This window comes from Bradyrhizobium sp. LB13.1, from assembly GCF_054056815.1.
In genome coordinates this window covers 124,481-142,987 of sequence record NZ_JBSRYQ010000001.1, presented here as the reverse complement: position 1 = coordinate 142,987, position 18,507 = coordinate 124,481, and the positions used below count along the sequence as shown (strand labels likewise).

The window sequence follows — 18,507 nt, the reverse complement described above, 5'->3', positions numbered from 1 at the left end:
TCGCTCAGCCTCCGCCAGGACGTGATATGCGATAGCCCTGCCGCTTGCGGGAGAGGGAGTTAACCTCACGCATCCGTAACCCCTCTCACCTTCCACGTCAGGCAAAACTGGCCTAACCTCGCGCGCACTCCAATTCGTCACGGAGGCCCGCCATGCGGTTTCGTGTCCGGAAAGCTGCCCACGTTATCGAGCGCGTGGGTCTTGCGATGGCAGGCGCGGCGTGCGGGCTGTTCGTCGGCGCCTATGTGGGATCTGTGATACCCGCGCTCACCACGGAGGGGTTCCTGCTGCTGATGATGGTGCTGGGCTTCGTCGGCTTCTATCTCGGCATCGACACGCCGCAGCTGCCCTTCGACGAGGCCCACGGCGACATCGACGCCGCGGAGCTGTTGAGCTCCGCCGGCACGCTCTGCGCCACGCTGACCGCATTCGCCTCGGTCGCCATCATCGTGCTCCGCCTCGATCCGCACATCGCGTGGAGCTGGTTCGCCCTGTTGGGCTGGATCGCAGGCGTCGCGATGCAGATCGTCGCGGGGGCGAAGGCGCGGATGCGGAAGTAGGTGGGGCGACGACTCGCCTCAGAACACCACGCCCACCTTCGTCCCGCGCTTCCACGCCACGCGGCAGCGCTTCTTGGTGTTCACGTGCAGCAGCTCGAACCTGTCGGGAATCTTCACCTGCCCGCCGAGATCGACGCAGGCGCCGCCGGGCGAATAGTCGATCAGCGTGCAGACGATGACCGGCGCGCGCGGGTCGGTGATGATCTTGGCCTGGCGGGACACCAGGCCGGCGGGTTTGACGCGGGCATGTCGGCGCGGATGCATTGGCACTCTCCTCCAATTTCCGCGAATAGCGCGGGTGGTCTGGGAGATGATGCAGAGGAGTTGATGCGATCCAGCTAAGGCGGGGGCGAGAATTTTAATGAAAAGTGTCGGCGAATGGAGAAAGCGGCGGTAGTGGGGTATGACGAAGCCCCACCTCACCCCGCCGCCACCCCCACACCCGGCGGCACCGGCATCGGCACGGTCACATAATCCTTCGGCAAATTCACCGGCCGATATCCCGGCTCCACCGCCATCCGCTTCAGCACGCTCTCATGCACATGCGCGCCGTCGGGGATGGGGCGCGGTTCGCAATCGGGGATGTAGAAGCCGAGAAAGACTTTTCGCTCCGGCCATTCCTTGTATGTCGCGCTCTTCGGCAGATACTCCAGCACGCGCCAGAGCGCCGTCATCGAATTGTGCAGCTCGCCGATCTTGCCGGTGTAGGCGGGCTCGACATACTGGAACGGTGAGTTCTTGCGCTGGATGCCCCAGGCAAGCTGGTTCACGGTGCGCGGATTGAAGTTCAGTCCGGCCTTCGCCGCCTCTTCGATCATCCAGATCAGCGGATATTTGGACTCGCCGCTCTCTGCCTCCGGATAACCGCCGCCGACATCGCAGTGCACGCCGGCGAACCACACCTGCAAAATGTCCTGTGGCTCCTTCTTCTCGTCGGGCACGTAGCGGTGGCTCCAGTACTCCTGCGGCTCGTCATGCTTCTTGAGGCGGAACATGCAGCGCCGCTCGTCGATCGCGATCGCCTGCCGGAAGATGTTGACGCTCGGATTGCGCAGTGTGAAGGCGAGCTCCTCCAGGCTGAACACGAGGAAGAAGACGTCGCGCCGCGGCACGATCACGCTCGCCACCGTGTCCCAGACGCCGATGAAATGGATGGTCGGCCAGCGCGTGGAGGTGATGCGCGCGAATTGCGCGGCGAGGTCGAATTCGTCTTTCGGCAACGGCCCCTGATCATCGACATCGATACCCTTGAGGTCCTCGATGTCGTTGCCGCGCCCGGTGCCGGAATATTGCTTGTAGGCGACGAGGCCGGAGCCTGCGAGGTTCGCCTGCTCCGGCGAGATCAGGCCGATCTTGTGGATCAGCCCCGCCAGCACCCGCACGGTATAGGCGCCGCGCGAGAAGCCGAACAGATAGATCTTGTCGCCCGGCGCGTAGTGCTCGACCAGGAAGCGATAGGCCGACAGCACATTGTCATCGAGCCCGTAGCCGGTGGCGAGCCCCAGCACCAGATTGACGTTGGCTTTCCAGCGGTGCCACGTCGACGGCTCCGTCACGGTGCCGACGCCTGGATCGTAGAACACCATCTGCCGCGGCGACGTCTTGTCGGTCTTGCGCAGGCAGCGATAGAGCTTCAGGACGTTGGAGATGTTCTCCGAGATCTCGTTGCCGGTGCCGTCACAGCAGATGACGAGGTTTTTCGGCTCGGATTGATGGTCGGTCGTGCGGTCGTGCTCCACGGTACGCCCTCCCGGTAATGCTACCCGGGCGAGTATAGCGGAAAAGGGTAGGGGAGAAGAGATGATAGCGGTCGCTTCTCCCTCTCCCATTGTGGGCAGGGCTATCGCATATGAAGAAACATATGGCTGGAAGCTCGACTGCAGCCATCCTTCGAGACGCCCGCCTACGGCGGGGCCTCAGGATGAGGGATGAGTGTGCGGCAGCATTTCAACGCAGACGGATGCAGCCAAGCCTCATCCTGAGGAGACCGCGTAGCGGTCGTCTCGAAGGACGAGGCGCCCGGCCTCGATCGCCCCTACTTCTTCTTCCCCTGACCGATCTCCGGCTGCCAGGCGGCGTCCTTGCGGCTCGGTGCCGCGGCGGTTGCTTTGACTTTGTCCTTCTTCGGCTTCTTGGTCTCGCGATTGCTGCGTTGCTGTCCCTTGGCCATGACGTCCGTCTCCTGTGGGGGCTCGAATTCGCTGGGTTCGTTCGACTGCGAGATTGGCGCTGCCGTATGCGCTAGGCACGCGGCGACGAGAAAAGACACGCGGTGCCGCGCACACGAAACGCGGAACATGCAGCGCAATCTCGACCTCACGGCAATTGCGTGAGTTGCGCTGACGCGATCGAGCGTACGCCTGCGCCATGCCGATGGCGAGAGCTAAAACGCCGCGCGCGAGCGCCGCGATGCGGCCTTAAGTGCCCGCCCGCGCTGACATAATGCTGGCTATTGCCGCGCTAGGAGCGCATGTTTGCGGTAGCTGGCGTCGGTTGAGGCCCCTTCTTTGTGAAAGGCAGGTGTGCATGACCATCCGCTCGCGGCGAGAAACCGTCACCTTCAAATATCCATTCCACATCCGCGGCGTCGAGCGCGAGTTGCCGGCCGGCGCCTATGAGGTCGTCACCGACGAGGAGATGATCGAGGGCCTGTCGTTCGCGTCCTATCGCCGCGTCGCCACCATGATCACGGTGCCCGCCGAAAGCGTGCGCGGTGCGACGGAGATGCTGTCGATCGGCTCGGTCGACCTGGCGGATGCCCAACGTATCGACGCGAGTGCCGCCAATGACTGACATCCCGGTCGATCTCGACAGCCACCGCGGCATGGCCGCCCAGAAGGCGACCGATCTGCGCCGCGCGCTGGCCGACGTCGAGGCCCAGGTCAGGGAGCTGCGCGAGCGCGAGGCCGATCTCGAAAACCGCATGATGTCGGTGCCCGCCGCGTCCTGGCCGGAGGCCGCCGTGAAGGCGCGCCATCTGCTCAACCTCTATGCCGCGGGCCTGCCCTCTGAGGACACCCGCCACCGCGCGCTGGTGGCCGCGCTGTTCGACGATTTCGCAAGACTGAACGGCGATAGTTGAGCCGAGCCGCAAGCCCCGGGCTCGCTGCACCTCTCCCGCTTGCGGGAGAGGTCGACGCGCCCCGGGCGATGCGAAGCATCGTCCCGCGCGCGGCGGGTGAGGGCTCTCTCCTCATCGGGGTTCTCGATTGTGGAGACACCCCCACCCCAACCCTCCCCCGCAAGCGGGAGAGGGAGCGCACCAGAACCAATCGGCACAAGGAGTACCCCATGACGCTCACCAGCAGCCGCTTCATCGGCCACGAACAGGACCGGGGCATCGTCCAGTTCTCGATGCAGGACGGCGCGAAGCAGATCGCCTGCGCGATCTCAACCTCCGCCATGGACGACCTCGAGCGCGGCCCGCGCGCCCGGCCCTCTGAGCGCGAAGAGCAGTTCACCCGCCTGCGCGAGCGCATCGAAGCCTGCGTGGAACGGAAGTATCAGGCGACGGAGTTCGAGGGCACCCCGCCGGGGATCGTGCTGCGGAGCATTGATTTTCGGGGGTAGGGGGGCGACGGTTCGCACCGCGAGCGTGCAGGCTTCGCGCATTTTCGATCGCATCCGCAGGCCCCTTTACCGCCTCAGCTGTTGATATTAACCATCTGTTAACCATGCGGTCGCCTAATGTGGAGGATTGGGGGATCACCATGTCGGCCCATGTGACGCGACCGAAGTTGATGCCAGCCGATCCTGCCTTTCATCTGCTTGGCGGGCTCGCGGTTCGTGCCAAGGCCTTCATACAGACCAAAACGGCTGTCCTACGGAGCAATGCCATGTTCGGAAAGGACGACTTAGTGGACAATCTCGGTCGCGATCTCGATCGCGCGCGCGGACGACGCGATGCTCTTGCATCCGAGGCTGCGACCCTGACGGCTCAGATCGCCGAAATCGAAACCCGCCTTTCGGAGGAGAAGAACAGGCGGGAGCGTGATCGCGTCCTGGGCGAAATCGAAGCGATCAAAACCCGAATCAAACAGGCAGGGAGCGCGTTTGCACCTGTTGTCGATGGTCTCTGCAAGGCGATCGAGCAGGCTGCGGCAGTTGTGCCCGAGGCCCGCGAGCTCAATAGCTTCCTGGTATCGGTGGCGGCCGAGATCGACAACGTCATCGATCCCTTGGTGCGCGAACTGGATCAGCGCGCGGATGCGGTGCGAATAGGCCACGCTGCACCGGACATCCCGAGTTCGGCCAATGAGGGGGCCATCGTACCGCCCGTGGAACCGCCAAAAGACAACAACGATCGCCTGCTTCGCTTCCCGGCATGGCTGTCTCGCGACAAGGAGCCGGAAAAGGAAACAGCGGAGAGCCCGCGCAGCACGGCAGCGTGAATCATCGGCGCGCCGCGCACCTCAAGAAGCTCGAATGCATGACGTTCGGAATTCGCCGATGAAATTGCGCGATGACGATTCGTCCCAATCTCATCGCGCCCTGGACGCCTAGCAGCGGCCCATTCCCGGCATCGTAGCTCGCGACGGAGTCTGTCACCGGGCCGCGCTTCGCGCGGACCCGTTGGTTGGGCCCCGGGATGACGACCCGTTGTCAGGCTCGCTGGTCCGCCAGGCAAGTAACTCCGGCTCTTGCGGCCAGCTCAGTTGGCGGCGCGGCGCAGGAAGGCCGGGATATCGAGAATGCTTTCGTCGGTCGCGTTGCGTGGAGATGAGCGGCCGTAGGGATCGAGCGGCTGAGGAGCTGCCTGGCGCGCATATTCCAGATCCGGCCTTGCCGGTTGCCCCGTGGGTCGGCCGGCCGCGGGGTGGAGCGGCGGGCTTTCCACCTGCGGAAGCGGTGCGCTGCGCTCGATGCGATCGGCGATGCGGCGGCTGTCGTTGCGCAGCTTGCCGGCGAGCTGCGTGAGTGAGGTTTCCCGCCGGCGGCGTCTGCAGCGCCGGATCGAGATTGTCGATTCCGGTCGCCACCACCGAGACGCGGACGATGCCCTCGAGGCTTTCGTCAAACGACGCGCCGACGATGATGTTGGCGTCCGGGTCGGCCTCGTCGCGAATGCGGGTGGCAGCTTCGTCGACTTCGAACAGCATGAGATCCCTGCCGCCGGTGATGGAGATGATGAGGCCACTGGCGCGCTTGATCGAGGGGTTCTCGATCAACGGATTGGAAATTGCGGCCACGGCGGCGGCGAGCACGCGTTTCTCGCCGGAAGCTTCGCCCCGTCCCATCATCGCCTTGCCCTTCTCTCGCATCACGGAGAGAACGTCGGCAAAATCGAGATTGATCAGGCCTTCCTTGACGATGAGGTCGCTGATGCAGGCCACGCCCGAATAAAGCACCTGATCGGCAAGGGCAAAGGCATCGGCGAATGTGGTCTTCGCGCTGGCCACCCGGAACAGGTTCTGGTTCGGGATGATCAGCAGGGTGTCGACTGTCTTCAGCAATTCCTCGATGCCGGCTTCGGCAAAGCGCATGCGGCGCTGGCCCTCGAAGTAGAATGGCTTGGTGACCACGCCGATCGTGAGGATGCCGAGCTCGCGCGCGGTCCTCGCGATGATGGGTGCAGCCCCGGTGCCGGTACCGCCGCCCATGCCGGCAGTCACGAACACCATGTGCGCGCTGGTCAGATGTTCGCGGATCGTATCGATTGCCTCCTCGGCTGCGGCGCGTCCCAATTCGGGTTGCGAGCCGGCGCCAAGGCCCGCAGTCACCTGTGTGCCCAGCTGGATGAGGCGCGTCGCCTTCGACATGGCAAGCGCCTGCGCGTCGGTATTGGCGACGACGAAGTCGACCCCCTGCAGCCCGGCCGTGATCATGTTGTTGACGGCATTGCCGCCAGCGCCGCCAACCCCGAATACGACAATGCGCGCCTTCATCTCGCGAATATCTGTTGTGCCAGTCATTCTGTCCTCGCGGTTGCTCCGGCAGGCCGGGATGGGATGAGTATCGAGTGCTACCTGCAAGCCGCGCGGTCTGCGTCCACGATGGCCGCGGCCAGATGTCCCAATCGAAGCGCGGCTGGTCCCGCGGTCGCGCCGCCAGCCCGGCGACCGGTCCGCAGAGCCGCCACTTCGTCTTCCAGTCGTGCCGCCCACGCATTGGCGGCCATCGTCTCGGCAGCCGCCTGCGTCAGCTCGACGGCGAGGCGATCGGCGCACTCGCGCTCGCGCTCGAGATCTGACCGGTAGCCGGCTGCGACTGCTTCGAGCCGCGCGACCTCCGCCTTGAATGCCTCGATCTTGAAGGCCTCGATCTTTGCCATGGAGACATCGATGCGGTCTGCCGGGCGGCCAAGTCGTGGGCGAGGCGTGTACCGGAGTTCGGAGAAATCAACGCTCACCAGGGCTTTCCCATCATCCGAACGCGAGCGTGGCAAACCGCGTCGCCTGGCAAGCGAACGAGCGGCCTCGCGCGAGATATTGAGGCGGGCACTGAGATCGGCATACGTCAACAACGCAACGCACATCGGCGCTTCTCCTGGAGCGAGCCGGGAAGGCATTTCGGGCTAATGATGGCTGGACGATGAGTCGAGGCTAGGGTGCGTTGGTTAATGGACGGTTAACGCGCGCGGGGCGCTAGCGCCGGGCGTGCGCGCCAGACCCGCCGAGCGCGAAGCTCAGTTCGTGCGCCTGCGCGAGTGCATCGAAGCCTGCGCGGGGCGGAAGTATCAGGCGACGGAGTTCAAGGGCACGCCACCGGGGGACCGTGCTGAGGAGTATTGATCTTCGCGGGTAGGGAAGGGAGCGGGCGAGCCCGCGCAGCAATTCGCCTCCAGCCATCCAGCCGAGGGCGCAATCCCCCGCCTCACGCGGCCCGGTCGAGTTCTTTCTCGTAGGCTTTCAGGCTTCCCTTCAAGGTCTCTTCGAGCTTAGCCGTGCGCGATCCGATCGCCGCATTGGCCGCTCGCACGGCAGCCGCCTGGATCGCCTCGTCGCGGCTAAGCTTGTCGTGTTGAAATAGCCATTTTGCGACCGTCGCCCAATCCCACAGCGGGCTGTCGGACGTCACGCGGGCGACCGGCGCAGGAAAATCCTTGGCGCGCTGTCCCTTGGAATATTGCGTCATCGCCGCGCGCGTCATGCCGGTTCGAGCGGCGATATCGGAGAGGCTGACGAGCGGGTCGGGCTCGACCCGATCGACGTGAGCGCCGGCGGCCTGCACGTTCTGCACCGCTGTGACGATGGCCTCGCTGACTGATTTCGCCTCACGAGTGAAGTCGACGATGATGTGGCCCTTCTGGAAGGCGATCGCCGCGTCATCGCAGCCCGCATCATAGAAGCGCTGCTCGAAATCCTCCGCCGCAGGATCGAGGCCGGATGCAATGATGCTGAATTCGAATTTCTTCACTTGTCCTCTCCACCGTGCGGGCAGCGCGCGATCGCCCGCATCACCTGCCGGGCGTGGTCTTCCGGATTCTTCGGTGTGCCGTTCACGCCGACCTGGCACCCATCACGACCGGCATGCGGACAGAACAGCCGCCCCCAATGTCCCATCTTGCGCCACCGCCAGCCTATCGATTCGGCCTGCGCGACAACGGCCTCGATTTCCTTGTGCGGATGCCTGGGACGGTCTGAGGGGCTAGCCCAGAAGCGAACGGACCATAACCCAACGGATAATGGATTGTTTAGTGGGCGAGCTAGTACTGTACTCAAAAATTAGCTGTACCACAACTTGCCGTCGTGTAGTTTGTCCAGAAGTGTTCTAGAGTTGCTAATTGATTTGAGGCTTTGGTTTTAGGGGATGGAGAAGCCTGCAAACGAAGAGCGCGATCCTGTGCTGCTCGCGGCGCGAGCTGCGGCATCTTTTCAAGATATCAGCCGGAATGATTGTCACGTCCTAATCTCTTGCAGCAAAAGTAAGGGCACCCATTCGGATGTCGCGAGGAACATGTATGTTTCTCCCTTGTATCGAAAGTCGGTTTTGCTCACCGAGGCTTGGGGTTTTTCTTTTAGTATTTTGTCGGCCAAATACGGTTTACTCAGTCCGGACGCGGTTATCGATCCATATGATCTTACACTGAAGGGCTCATCCAAAGAGTTCAAGGCCGAGTGGGGACAGCGCGTTGACGCGCAGATCAGGAGTCGCCTCGGTGCGAGCCAGCAGTTTGTTGTGTTTGCGGGCGACGATTACTACGTGCCGCTGCTTAACGCCGGCGAAGAGAGCCAACTCCGTTACCTTGCTCCGATGCGCGGTCTTTCACTAGGAAACAGACTCGCGTTTCTCAACGAATCTAAGAGTGTTGGCGTCAGTCCTCCCTTGCTGTGCGCACTCATTCGATCGGACGGAAAATTCGCGAGTGACATTAAACGTTCGACCAACTCACCCCACATAGGGATTCTTGCATCGGTCGAAACACCTGCCCCAAGCACCAAACCGAGCCGCGAATGCTCGATTCGCCGCTGCCACATGTGCGTAATCCCACACCGGCAGCTGGGGCTGTTCTGCCGTAGCAGTCTTAAGTACTTCCCCCGGAGAAGCGGTCGTCATTTCACGTGGCCCAAGTTCCGAAATAATTTTTCCAACACGCTTTCAAACAGCGGCATGAACTTAAGATCGTACCGGATACCTACATCGCGAACGTTCCATAAGCCCGAACGTCTAATGCTCGGCTTGTCCGAATACTGTCCCAGCCAATTTGAGGAGCTCTGGTCAACTGTGCAAAAATTCTCGGTGAACAGTGCTATGAACTGGCGCTCTATTGTCGCCCTCATACTGCTCGTCCCCGAGGCATCGATCACGGGAACGAAGAGAACGCGAAGTTGCCCTATGTATTCGGAGACCTTTGCTTCGAGCGCGGACTCGCCGTCGGTTATAGACTTTGGGGCCGCCTGTCCCTTCGCCCAATGCGGGAATTCTGCATCGAGACCATCTCTCGCAATCAGAGCTCGACCGACATGCAGCCTAAACACCGAGGATCGATGATTCCCCCTCCCTGCTTTCGTTCCAAGATGCGTCCTTAAGCGATTCCGCAAGGTTGCCGTTGAACCAAGAGAGACTCCGTGAGTGCCGATCCTGACCAAACGAGGAATCTTGCTCGAAAATCTCGTTTTCTCAAGATCATCAAAGAAGAAGTAAACCCCTTGCGTAGGAAGCTGCTCGTCAAGCAGGTCCCGCAACCTATAAAAACCTAACCGGTCGGCTAGCTGTTCGAATAGTTGGTACGCACGGTCCACTGCCTTTCGTCGTCGGCAGATCTGAATATGCATACGCGCAAGGTAAAGTCTGTATCGGTATGAAGACAGATGTGCGGTCACTTCTACCCATAGGTGATAATCCTATGGTAGAGTGCTCGTTGATTCGCACGTTCAGTGATATTACTCAGGTGGTTGAGTGGATACGAGGCGGGCGTTGGCAGAAGCATTAGATCAAAATGCGGCGCTAGTATCATTTTCAGGCGGACAAGATTCGTCGACGTGTTTGGGCTTGGGCACTTGCCAATTACTCAAGGGTGGAGACTGTTGGCTACGAATACGGCCAAAAGCACGTCATTGAAATGCACTGTAGACCAGCAATCAGGGAAGCCGTTGCTGGGTTAAACCAGGAGTGGTCGTGCCGACTTGGACCAGATCATGTGGTCCGTCTCGATCTGATTGGTCAGATTGCTGGCAATATAGCTTGCCCTGCGGGATACGCGCCGATCGCCGGCGAGGGCTTTGAAGCTGGTAGTCGGTACATTCCCGGCCGCAATCTGATTATGCTTTCCTTGGGAGCTAGCATTGGATTTCGCAGGAACATTGGCACGCTAATTTGTGGGGCTAGCGAAACTGAATACTCGGGTTACCCTGACTGCCGCGAGAGCTCCTTAAACGCAGTTGAAGCTGCTATCAATTTGTCGAGCGGGAAGCAGTTTCGCGTGCAGTGCCCGTTGATGAGTCTGGATAAGAAGGGCGTCTGGCAGCTTGCAGAAGAACTCGGGGGCGAGGAACTGGTTGCGCTGATTCAAGAGCTTAGTCACACTTGTTATTTGGGTGATCGCGACGCGCGACACGAGTGGGGCTACGGCTGCGGCGAGTGCGCTGCTTGCAAATTGAGGGCGAAAGGCTGGCAAGATTTCAAAGCCACTCGCCGGGTGAGATCTGGCTGAATAGCCCAAAAACAAAAACGGCCGGATCTTTCGATCCAGCCGTCACGCAAAACTTGATCCGGCTAAGCCTACGCCCCGCGACGCAAGCCCCCGCTCGATTCGAAAATTCTTAGCTCGCCTTCTTCGCCGGCGCGGGCGTCGGGCCGACCTTCTTCTGGATGGCGCGCTTCAGCTCGAGGGCGCGGGGCGACAGCACGGCGGCCTTGGCCTTGATCAGGAAGGGGTCGAGGCCGCCATTGTGGTCGACGCTCTTGATCGCGCTGGTGGAGACGCGCAGGCGCACGTTGCGGCCCAGCGCTTCGCTGATGAAGGTCACGTTGACCAGGTTCGGCAGGAAGCGGCGCTTGGTCTTGATGTTGGAGTGGCTGACCGTGTGGCCGACCTGGGGGCCCTTGGCCGTCAATTCGCAGCGGCGAGACATGGCAAAATCCTCAATCTTTCCCAACGATGTGCGGCCGCCATTCGGGGCGCCACGGGCAAATTCTCTGTCCTTGCAGGGAGCGGGCGGACGTATAGGGGGGAAGCGGCGAGCCGTCAAGGTTTTGGGGCGGGTTTCGTGCTCCACGCCGGCGGCGGTCCACCCCCTCTCCCGCTTGCGGGGGACGGCCGGGGTGGGGGTGCCTCCGCGGAGGGGCACTCGTTATCACAGGCAGTGTCTCCGAGAGGAGAAAACCCTCACCCGCGCTTCGCGCGACCTCTCCCGCAAGCGGGAGAGGTACTGGAGCCCGGAGCAATCCCCCGATCACCAAAACGGCAGTGTTTCAAGCGCTTTACCATCACATAAAGGGCGTATTCGCACCCGAAGAGTTCAGTGGAGTTCGGAAGCGGACATGCCCGGACACATTGCTTGCCGTGGTATTTGGCTTAAGTAACAACCGTTCGCGCTCCGATTGGATTGTTTCGTGCTCACAACGCCTCATCATGCGCCCGGCCTGCGCTCAACGGAGCGGCGCGCAAGCGATCCGCGCTCTGCCGGCCGGCTGGCCATGGCGGCCCTGTGCGGGCTGGTTCTGGCGTGGGCGGCGGAGCCCGCGGCGGCGCAAGGCAAGCTCGAGGCGCAATATGAGGCCTCACTGGCCGGCATTCCCGTCGGGCGAGGCGCTTGGAACATCGATATCGGAGACGACGTGTTCGCCGCAGCCGCCTCGGGCGGCACCACGGGGCTGCTGAAGTCGTTCGCGGGCGGGTCCGGCACCGGCGCCAGCCAGGGGCGGGTGGTCAACGGCGCGCTGGTCGCGACCGGCTACCAGGCCTCCACCACCACCTCGAAAAAGACCGAGGAAATCCGCATCACGCTCGACAAGGGCAACGTGAAGGATTTTGCCATCGTACCGGAGCCCCCGGTCGATGCAGACCGCATCGTCGTCACCGATGCGCATCGCCGTGGCGTCTGGGATCCGATGACGGCCTCGCTGGTGCGCGTGCCCGGCACCGGCGACGTGCTGTCGCCGGACGCCTGCCACGGCAGCGCCGCCGTGTTCGACGGCCGCATGCGCTACGAGCTCAAGCTCGATTTCAAGCGCATGGAGACCGTGAAGGCGGAGAAAGGCTATCACGGCCCGGTCGTGGTCTGCTCGCTGTTCTTCGTGCCTGTGGCGGGCTACATCCCCGACCGCCCCGTGATCAAATACCTCGCCGCCCAGCGCAACATCGAGATCGCCTTCGCGCCGGTGGCGGGCACGCGCGTCCTGGTCCCGTTCTGGCTGAAAGTGCCGACGCCGCTCGGGCCCGCGATGCTGGAAGCCACCAGCTTCATCACGTCAGCCCAGCCGCCGCGGGTCGCGAAGACGCAATAGGTCTGGCGCCCGCCCGTTTTGTCGAAAACAAAGTTAAGTGATTTCAGTGACTTACCTACTGTGCATGGGGTTGTTTTCGCGGTTTTGCATTGGAGGGGGGCCTTGAGCAGGGAATCCATTTGACTCCTCGCCGATTCTGATTCGACTCCGCGCCATCCCCAATTTTAAGGAACGTGCCACCGAAACGTTGCTTGTGCGGCAGCCCGAAACTCCATCTAGTGCGCAGTCAATAAGTCTCCCGCGACATGTTGCGTGAACGGAACAGGACTGATGGGGAGTCTGCGATTCGGCCGCGATTCGTTCTCAACTCGTTCCGAAGCTTAAAGACAAAGGGAAAAGCGTCGCAAAGTGAGACAGTTGCGCGGGGTTTGGGGAGCGTCACCATATTCTCCGCTGCTTGATCTCCTCACCCTGAGGAGGCCGCGTAAGCGGCCGTCTCGAAGGGCGAGGGACCCGGCACCATCCGGGGCCTTCATCCTTCGAGACGCGCTGACGCGCTCCTCAGGATGAGGAGCAAGGCCCAGCCTCCGGCCCGCCCCAAAACAGCACTGACATTCGCCCCAATCGCCATTACCTAATCTCTGAGATGCCCTTTTCCTCCTCCCCCTTCGCTTCCGAGCGGCTCCCCGGCGCCGGCGTCACTGCGGTGCTCGGGCCGACCAACACCGGCAAGACCCATCTCGCCATCGAGCGGATGCTCGCGCATCCCTCGGGCATGATCGGGCTGCCGCTGCGCCTGCTCGCACGCGAGGTCTATAACAAGATCGCCGCGCGGGTCGGCCCCGATGCCGTCGCGCTTGTGACCGGCGAGGAGAAGATCAAGCCGAAATCGCCGCGCTACTGGGTCTCCACCGTTGAGGCGATGCCGCGGGATCTCGACGTCTCGTTCCTCGCCGTCGACGAGGTGCAGATCGCCTCTGATCTCGAGCGCGGTCACGTCTTCACCGACCGCATCCTCAACCGCCGCGGCCGCGACGAGACGCTGCTGCTGGGCGCAGCGACGATGCGCCCGATCATCGAGCGGCTGCTGCCGGGCGTCTCCATGATCACGCGGCCGCGCCTGTCGCAGCTGGAATTCGCCGGCGACCGCAAGATCACGCGCCAGCCGCGCCGCACCGCGATCGTCGCCTTCTCGGCCGACGAGGTCTACGCCATCGCCGAGCTGATCCGCCGTCAGCATGGCGGCGCCGCCGTGGTGCTGGGATCGCTGTCGCCGCGCACCCGCAACGCGCAGGTGGCGATGTTCCAGAACGGCGAGGTCGATTATCTCGTCGCCACCGACGCCGTCGGCATGGGCCTCAATCTCGACGTCGACCACGTCGCCTTTGCCTCCGACCGCAAGTTCGACGGCTACCAGTTCCGCCGCCTGACGCCGTCCGAATTCGCCCAGATCGCCGGCCGTGCCGGCCGCGCCACCCGCAACGGCACCTTCGGCACCACCGGCCGCTGCGGGCCGTTCGAGCCCGAACTCGTCAATGCGCTACAGAACCACACCTTCGACCCCGTCAAGGTTTTGCAATGGCGCAATTCGAAGCTGGATTTTGCCTCGCTCGGCGCGCTCCAGGTGTCCCTGAACCTGGGCCCCGGCCATGAGGCGCTGACGCGCGCGCCGATCGCCGAGGACATGCGCGTGCTCGACCATGCCGCCCGCGACGCCGAGGTGCGCGATGTCGCGCATGGCAAGGACGCCGTGGAGCGGCTGTGGGACGCCTGCCAGATCCCGGACTACCGAAAATTGTCGCCGGCCGCCCATGCCGAGCTGGTCACCACGCTGTACGGCTTCCTGATGCAGAAGGGATGCATCCCCGATTCCTGGTTCAGGACCCAGATCGACCAGGCCGACCGCGTCGACGGTGATATCGACACCCTCTCGGCCCGGATCGCACAGATTCGCACCTGGACCTTCGTCGCCAACCGCCCGGACTGGCTGAAAGACCCCGAACGCTGGCAGGGAATCGCCCGCGAGGTCGAAAATAAATTATCGGATGCGCTCCATGAACGCTTGACTGAGCGTTTCGTTGATCGCCGGACCAGTGTATTGATGCGCCGCCTGCGGGAGAACACGAGCTTGAATACTGAAATCGGCAAGACCGGCGAAGTCATCGTCGAAGGCCATGTCATCGGCCGCCTCGATGGCTTCACCTTTGCACCGGATGCGGCGGAAGCCGGCTCCGATGCGAAAGCGTTGCAGGCGGCAGCGCAGGCCGTGCTCGCCGGCGAGATCAACGCGCGCGCCGAAAAGCTGGGCAACGCGCCGGACGAGCAGTTCGTGCTGACCTCGGAAGGCATGATCCGCTGGACCGGCGACGCCGTGGCGCGGCTGTCTGCCGCAGAGGACGCGCTGCATCCGCGCATCCGCATCATCTCCGACGAACGCCTGACCGGCGGCCCCCGCGACAAGGTGCAGGCCAGGCTCGACCTCTGGCTCAAGACGCACATCGAAAAGCTGCTCGGGCCGATGTTCGAGCTGTCGAAGGCCGAGGACGTCACCGGCATCGCCCGCGGCATCGCCTACCAGCTCGTCGAGGCGCTCGGCGTGCTGGAGCGCCAGAAGATCGCCAACGAGCTGAAGGACCTCGACCAGCCCTCGCGCGCCGTCCTGCGCAAATATGGCGTCCGCTTCGGCGCCTATCACATCTATTTCCCCGGCCTGCTGAAGCCGGCCGGGCGCGCGCTGGCCGCGCTGCTCTGGGCGCTGAAGCAGGACAACGTCGATCCCTCCGCGCTGTCGGGCGCGCAGCATCTGGCGAGCTCGGGCCGCACCTCGTTCCCGGTCGACAAGCAGCTGCCGCGCGATGCCTATCGCGTGCTCGGCTACAAGCAGGCCGGCGAGCGTGCCGTGCGCGTCGATATTCTGGAGCGCCTTGCCGATCTGATCCGCCCGGCGCTGGCCTGGCGCGAGAACGCGTCGGGCGAGAAGCCCGCCGGCGCGTTCGACGGCCGCAGTTTTGTCGTGACGCAGGCGATGACCTCGCTCACCGGCTCGGCCGGCGAGGACTTTGCGTCCGTACTGCGCGCGCTCGGCTACCGCATGGATAAGCGCCCGCCGCTGCCGGCAAAGCCGGTTGTCGTGGAGACTCCGGCTGCTGAAGCAAGCACCGAAGCTCCGGCCGAGACGCCCGAGACGGAAACGCCGGTCGAAGACGCTGCCGTGTCTGCGGATGCCGCAATCGAAGCCGCCGCCGAGCCTGTGACCGTCGAAGACGCGCCCGGCATGGAGCAGCACGACGAGCCCGTGCACGAAGAACCGGCTCTCGAAGCGTCCCCTGAAGCCCCCGTCACGCCGGAAGACGCTCCCGGCATCGCGCCGCCTGTGGAAGAGGTTGCTGCACCCATCGAGGCTGCTGAAGCTGCTCCCGCCGAAACCGCTCCCGCAGAGACCGCTGCAGCCGAAGCCGCTGCGTCGGCCGATGCCGCTGCGCCTGTGGAGGCCGCAGCCACGCCCAGCGAGCCCGAGCTCATCGAGGTCTGGCGTCCCGGCGGCCGTCACGACGATCGCAAGCCGCGCCACGAGCGCCATCGTAACCAGCGCCACCACAATCAGCCGCGGCCGCAGGCCGGTGCTGAAGCAGGTGCCGCGCCTGCCGAAGGCGAAGCAGCGCAGGCCGCCGACGGCGAGAAGCGCGGCGAACGTCATCGCCATGGCGGCGGTCATCGCCGAGATTCTGGTCGCGATGGCGGCAGAGACTTCCGCAAGCCGCGCGAAGGCGGTGGCGAAGCTGCGCCGCGTCCGGAGGGACAGGGGCGCGGCGACAAGAACCGCAGCTTCCAAGGTCGAGATCAAGGCAAGGACCGCGACAACAAGGATCGCGATCGCAACAAGGGCAAGTTCGGCGGCGATCGCGACAAGGGCCGTGACAACCGCGGCCGCGACCGCGACAAGGGCCGCGACCGCCAGGGCGGCCCGTCGCTGCGTCCCTACGCCTCGAGCGCCACCCCGCGCGAGCGCGATCGTCCTGCCGATCCGAACTCGCCGTTCGCAAAGCTCGCCGCGCTGAAAGAGCAGCTGTCCGGGCGTAAGGAGTAGCACTGCGTTTTCAAGCGAAGTGCGGAGCGGTTCGCGTGAAGAAAACGCGTCAGAAGGAATAGAGTCACGACCGAGCGGCAGCGCATCGACAAATGGCTGTGGCATGCGCGGGTGGTGAAGGCGCGGACCTCGGCTGCTGAACTCGTCGAGTCCGGCCATGTCCGCGTCAACGGCGTGCGCGAAAAATCGCCGGGGCATGCGGTCAAGATCGGCGACGTGCTCACCGTCGCGCTCGATCGCACCGTGCGCGTCTTGAAGGTCGCAGCCTTCAACGAGCGCCGCGGCGATGCCGCCTCGGCCCGTGTGCTCTACGAAGAGGTCAGTGAAGGCCCTCCAAATTCTCAGCGCAATTAATTGCGCTTTGAATTCATTTCTTGGTCGATCGGACACATAAAGCCGTCATGATCGGCCGTTGCCGACCTTGCAGCGCCGGGCCATCCGCGCTACGCAAGCCGCGAGTTTTAAAAGAGCTTTTCGGAGCGTTGGATGACTTACGTCGTCACTGAAGACTGCATCAAGTGCAAGTACACCGACTGCGTCGAGGTCTGCCCGGTCGACTGTTTCTACGAGGGCGAGAACATGCTCGTCATCCATCCTGACGAGTGCATCGACTGCGGCGTGTGCGAGCCGGAATGCCCCGCCGACGCCATCAAGCCGGACACGGAACCGGGCCTGGAAAAGTGGCTCACGGTCAACGCCGACTACGCCAAGAGCTGGCCGAACATCACCCAGAAGAAAGAATCACCTGCCGACGCCAAGGAATTCGACGGCGTAGAGGGCAAGTTCGACAAGTATTTTTCTCCGAACCCAGGCTCCGGCGACTAATTCGGGCCCAAACTTAACCCTAATAGCGGCGCTACCGCCGAAAACCAGCCCTCAAGACCCCTAAATCATTGATTTTTGCGGGAAATGTGCTATATTGGGCACATTAAACCGAACCCTTCGTCAGCCCCGTCGGCCCATTGGGTTCCCGTGAAACCAGATGTCGAACAGGGGCGTGGCAGTTTCCGCGCACAGGCTGTGTCACAGAAAACGCGTAAAAAGAGTACTTCTGCGAAGGCTTCCCACAAGGTGGCCAAGAAAGTCGCCGCGGCCAGCCGTAGCGCATCCAAGGGTCGGACCGCGACGAAGGCGCCGGCTGCAAAGTCCTCGAAGAACAAAAGAAGCGCAATGCCTAACAAGACTGCCAAGCCGGCCGCGAAAGCGACCGTGGCCAAGCCTGTTGCTGCCAAGCCCCCTGTTGCCAAGCCTGCTACCAAACCTGCTGTTGCCAAGGCTCCCGCTGCCAAGCCGGCCGCGGCGAAGGTTGCTGCTGCTCCTGCCAAGGCCGCCCCTGTCGCTGCCGCCAAGCCGGTCGTGAAGCCCGCGGCTGTTGCGCCGAAGGTCGAGGAAAAGAAGGTCGTGACCCAGCGTCAGGGTTTCAAGGCCAACGAATTCGTCGTCTATCCCGCTCACGGCGTCGGCCAGATCCTGGCCATCGAGGAGCAGGAGATCGCCGGCGCGAAGCTCGAGCTGTTCGTCATCAACTTCATCAAGGACAAGATGACGCTGCGCGTGCCGACCGCCAAGGTCGCCAATGTCGGCATGCGCAAGCTGTCCGATCCTGCGCTGGTGAAGCGTGCGCTCGAGACACTCAAGGGCCGTGCCCGCGTCAAGCGCACCATGTGGTCGCGCCGCGCCCAGGAATACGAAGCCAAGATCAATTCGGGCGACATCGTCGCGATCGCAGAAGTCGTGCGCGACCTCTACCGTTCCGAGTCGCAGCCCGAGCAGTCCTACAGCGAACGCCAGCTCTACGAAGCAGCGCTCGACCGTCTGTCCCGCGAGATCGCGGTGGTGCAGCACTCGACCGAGACCGAAGCGGTCAAGGAGATCGAGGCCCAGCTCGCCAAGAGCCCGCGCCGCACCGGCGCCAAGTCGGAAGCCGCCGAAGGCGAGGCCGAGACGGACGCCGAGGGCGAAAGCGACGAGACCGAGGGCGGCGGCGGCACCACGGTCGCCGACGAGGCGGCGTAAGCGTCTCGCGTTCAT

The 18,507-nt window shown here is 63.3% G+C and carries 18 protein-coding genes and 1 pseudogene; 12 read left to right on the top strand and 7 right to left on the bottom strand.

The window, feature by feature from the left end:
• Positions 1-152 precede the first annotated feature (152 nt).
• The gene (locus tag ACVWYI_RS00685; RefSeq protein WP_247448221.1) at positions 153-560 is read left to right on the top strand and encodes a hypothetical protein; all 408 of its coding nucleotides are present in this window, start codon (positions 153-155) and stop codon (positions 558-560) included.
• A gap of 18 nt (positions 561-578) precedes the next feature.
• On the opposite strand, the gene ACVWYI_RS00680 is transcribed toward ACVWYI_RS00685, so the two are convergent.
• The 3 genes from ACVWYI_RS00680 to ACVWYI_RS00670 all read right to left on the bottom strand — a co-directional run bounded on the left by ACVWYI_RS00680 (position 579) and on the right by ACVWYI_RS00670 (position 2,730).
• The gene (locus ACVWYI_RS00680) at positions 579-824 is read right to left on the bottom strand and encodes a PilZ domain-containing protein (RefSeq protein WP_027535908.1); all 246 of its coding nucleotides are present in this window, start codon (positions 822-824) and stop codon (positions 579-581) included.
• 155 nt (positions 825-979) lie between these two features.
• Entirely contained in the window at positions 980-2,299 is a 1,320-nt protein-coding gene (locus ACVWYI_RS00675) for a DUF2235 domain-containing protein (RefSeq protein ID WP_456660929.1), read from the bottom strand.
• A 296-nt stretch (positions 2,300-2,595) separates the two neighbouring features.
• Entirely contained in the window at positions 2,596-2,730 is a 135-nt protein-coding gene (locus ACVWYI_RS00670; protein WP_256467629.1) for a hypothetical protein, read from the bottom strand.
• Positions 2,731-3,086: 356 nt separating this feature from the next.
• Between ACVWYI_RS00670 and ACVWYI_RS00665 the strand changes: the two genes are divergently transcribed.
• The 4 genes from ACVWYI_RS00665 to ACVWYI_RS00650 all read left to right on the top strand — a co-directional run bounded on the left by ACVWYI_RS00665 (position 3,087) and on the right by ACVWYI_RS00650 (position 4,951).
• Positions 3,087-3,353 carry a hypothetical protein gene (locus ACVWYI_RS00665; RefSeq protein ID WP_456660928.1) on the top strand — a complete coding sequence of 89 codons (267 nt, stop codon included), beginning with the start codon at positions 3,087-3,089 and terminating at the stop codon, positions 3,351-3,353.
• On the top strand, positions 3,346-3,642 hold the full coding sequence (locus ACVWYI_RS00660) for a hypothetical protein (RefSeq protein ID WP_456660927.1): 297 nt from the start codon (positions 3,346-3,348) through the stop codon (positions 3,640-3,642). The genes ACVWYI_RS00665 and ACVWYI_RS00660 overlap by 8 nt, the downstream gene beginning before the upstream one ends.
• A 209-nt stretch (positions 3,643-3,851) precedes the next feature.
• Positions 3,852-4,130, top strand: a complete 279-nt coding sequence (locus ACVWYI_RS00655) for a DUF1488 family protein (RefSeq protein ID WP_247448225.1) — start codon at positions 3,852-3,854, stop codon at positions 4,128-4,130.
• Positions 4,131-4,270: 140 nt separating this feature from the next.
• Complete coding sequence (locus ACVWYI_RS00650) at positions 4,271-4,951, top strand: hypothetical protein (protein WP_247340067.1); 681 nt, start codon at positions 4,271-4,273, stop codon at positions 4,949-4,951.
• 570 nt (positions 4,952-5,521) lie between these two features.
• Here the strand turns inward: ACVWYI_RS00650 and ftsZ are convergent.
• From ftsZ to ACVWYI_RS00635, 3 genes and pseudogenes are all read right to left on the bottom strand, one after another.
• Positions 5,522-6,472: pseudogene (gene ftsZ / locus ACVWYI_RS00645) on the bottom strand (cell division protein FtsZ); the annotation flags it as partial.
• 50 nt (positions 6,473-6,522) lie between these two features.
• The gene (locus tag ACVWYI_RS00640; protein ID WP_456660926.1) at positions 6,523-6,831 is read right to left on the bottom strand and encodes a hypothetical protein; all 309 of its coding nucleotides are present in this window, start codon (positions 6,829-6,831) and stop codon (positions 6,523-6,525) included.
• A 542-nt stretch (positions 6,832-7,373) separates the two neighbouring features.
• Positions 7,374-7,916 (bottom strand): hypothetical protein, encoded by a 543-nt coding sequence (locus ACVWYI_RS00635; RefSeq protein WP_456660925.1) that lies wholly within the window; start codon positions 7,914-7,916, stop codon positions 7,374-7,376.
• Positions 7,917-8,309: 393 nt separating this feature from the next.
• Between ACVWYI_RS00635 and ACVWYI_RS00630 the strand changes: the two genes are divergently transcribed.
• Entirely contained in the window at positions 8,310-9,491 is a 1,182-nt protein-coding gene (locus ACVWYI_RS00630) for a DUF6884 domain-containing protein (RefSeq protein ID WP_456660924.1), read from the top strand.
• A 526-nt stretch (positions 9,492-10,017) separates the two neighbouring features.
• Positions 10,018-10,653, top strand: coding sequence for a 7-cyano-7-deazaguanine synthase (locus ACVWYI_RS00625; protein WP_456660923.1), 636 nt, complete (start codon positions 10,018-10,020; stop codon positions 10,651-10,653).
• A 109-nt stretch (positions 10,654-10,762) separates the two neighbouring features.
• Here the strand turns inward: ACVWYI_RS00625 and rpmB are convergent, their stop codons facing one another.
• A complete protein-coding gene (gene rpmB, locus ACVWYI_RS00620; protein WP_247441676.1) occupies positions 10,763-11,074 on the bottom strand; it encodes a 50S ribosomal protein L28 in 312 nt (103 codons plus the stop codon).
• A gap of 565 nt (positions 11,075-11,639) precedes the next feature.
• On the opposite strand from rpmB, the gene ACVWYI_RS00615 reads away from it, so the two are divergent.
• The 5 genes from ACVWYI_RS00615 to ACVWYI_RS00595 all read left to right on the top strand — a co-directional run bounded on the left by ACVWYI_RS00615 (position 11,640) and on the right by ACVWYI_RS00595 (position 18,492).
• A complete protein-coding gene (locus tag ACVWYI_RS00615) occupies positions 11,640-12,449 on the top strand; it encodes a DUF3108 domain-containing protein (RefSeq protein ID WP_354050289.1) in 810 nt (269 codons plus the stop codon).
• Between the two features lie 586 nt (positions 12,450-13,035).
• Entirely contained in the window at positions 13,036-16,476 is a 3,441-nt protein-coding gene (locus ACVWYI_RS00610) for a helicase-related protein (protein ID WP_456660922.1), read from the top strand.
• 84 nt (positions 16,477-16,560) lie between these two features.
• The gene (locus ACVWYI_RS00605; protein WP_346730975.1) at positions 16,561-16,830 is read left to right on the top strand and encodes an RNA-binding S4 domain-containing protein; all 270 of its coding nucleotides are present in this window, start codon (positions 16,561-16,563) and stop codon (positions 16,828-16,830) included.
• Between the two features lie 132 nt (positions 16,831-16,962).
• Complete coding sequence (gene fdxA, locus ACVWYI_RS00600; RefSeq protein ID WP_247348513.1) at positions 16,963-17,301, top strand: ferredoxin FdxA; 339 nt, start codon at positions 16,963-16,965, stop codon at positions 17,299-17,301.
• Positions 17,302-17,646: 345 nt separating this feature from the next.
• On the top strand, positions 17,647-18,492 hold the full coding sequence (locus tag ACVWYI_RS00595; RefSeq protein ID WP_456660921.1) for a CarD family transcriptional regulator: 846 nt from the start codon (positions 17,647-17,649) through the stop codon (positions 18,490-18,492).
• Positions 18,493-18,507: the final 15 nt, after the last annotated feature.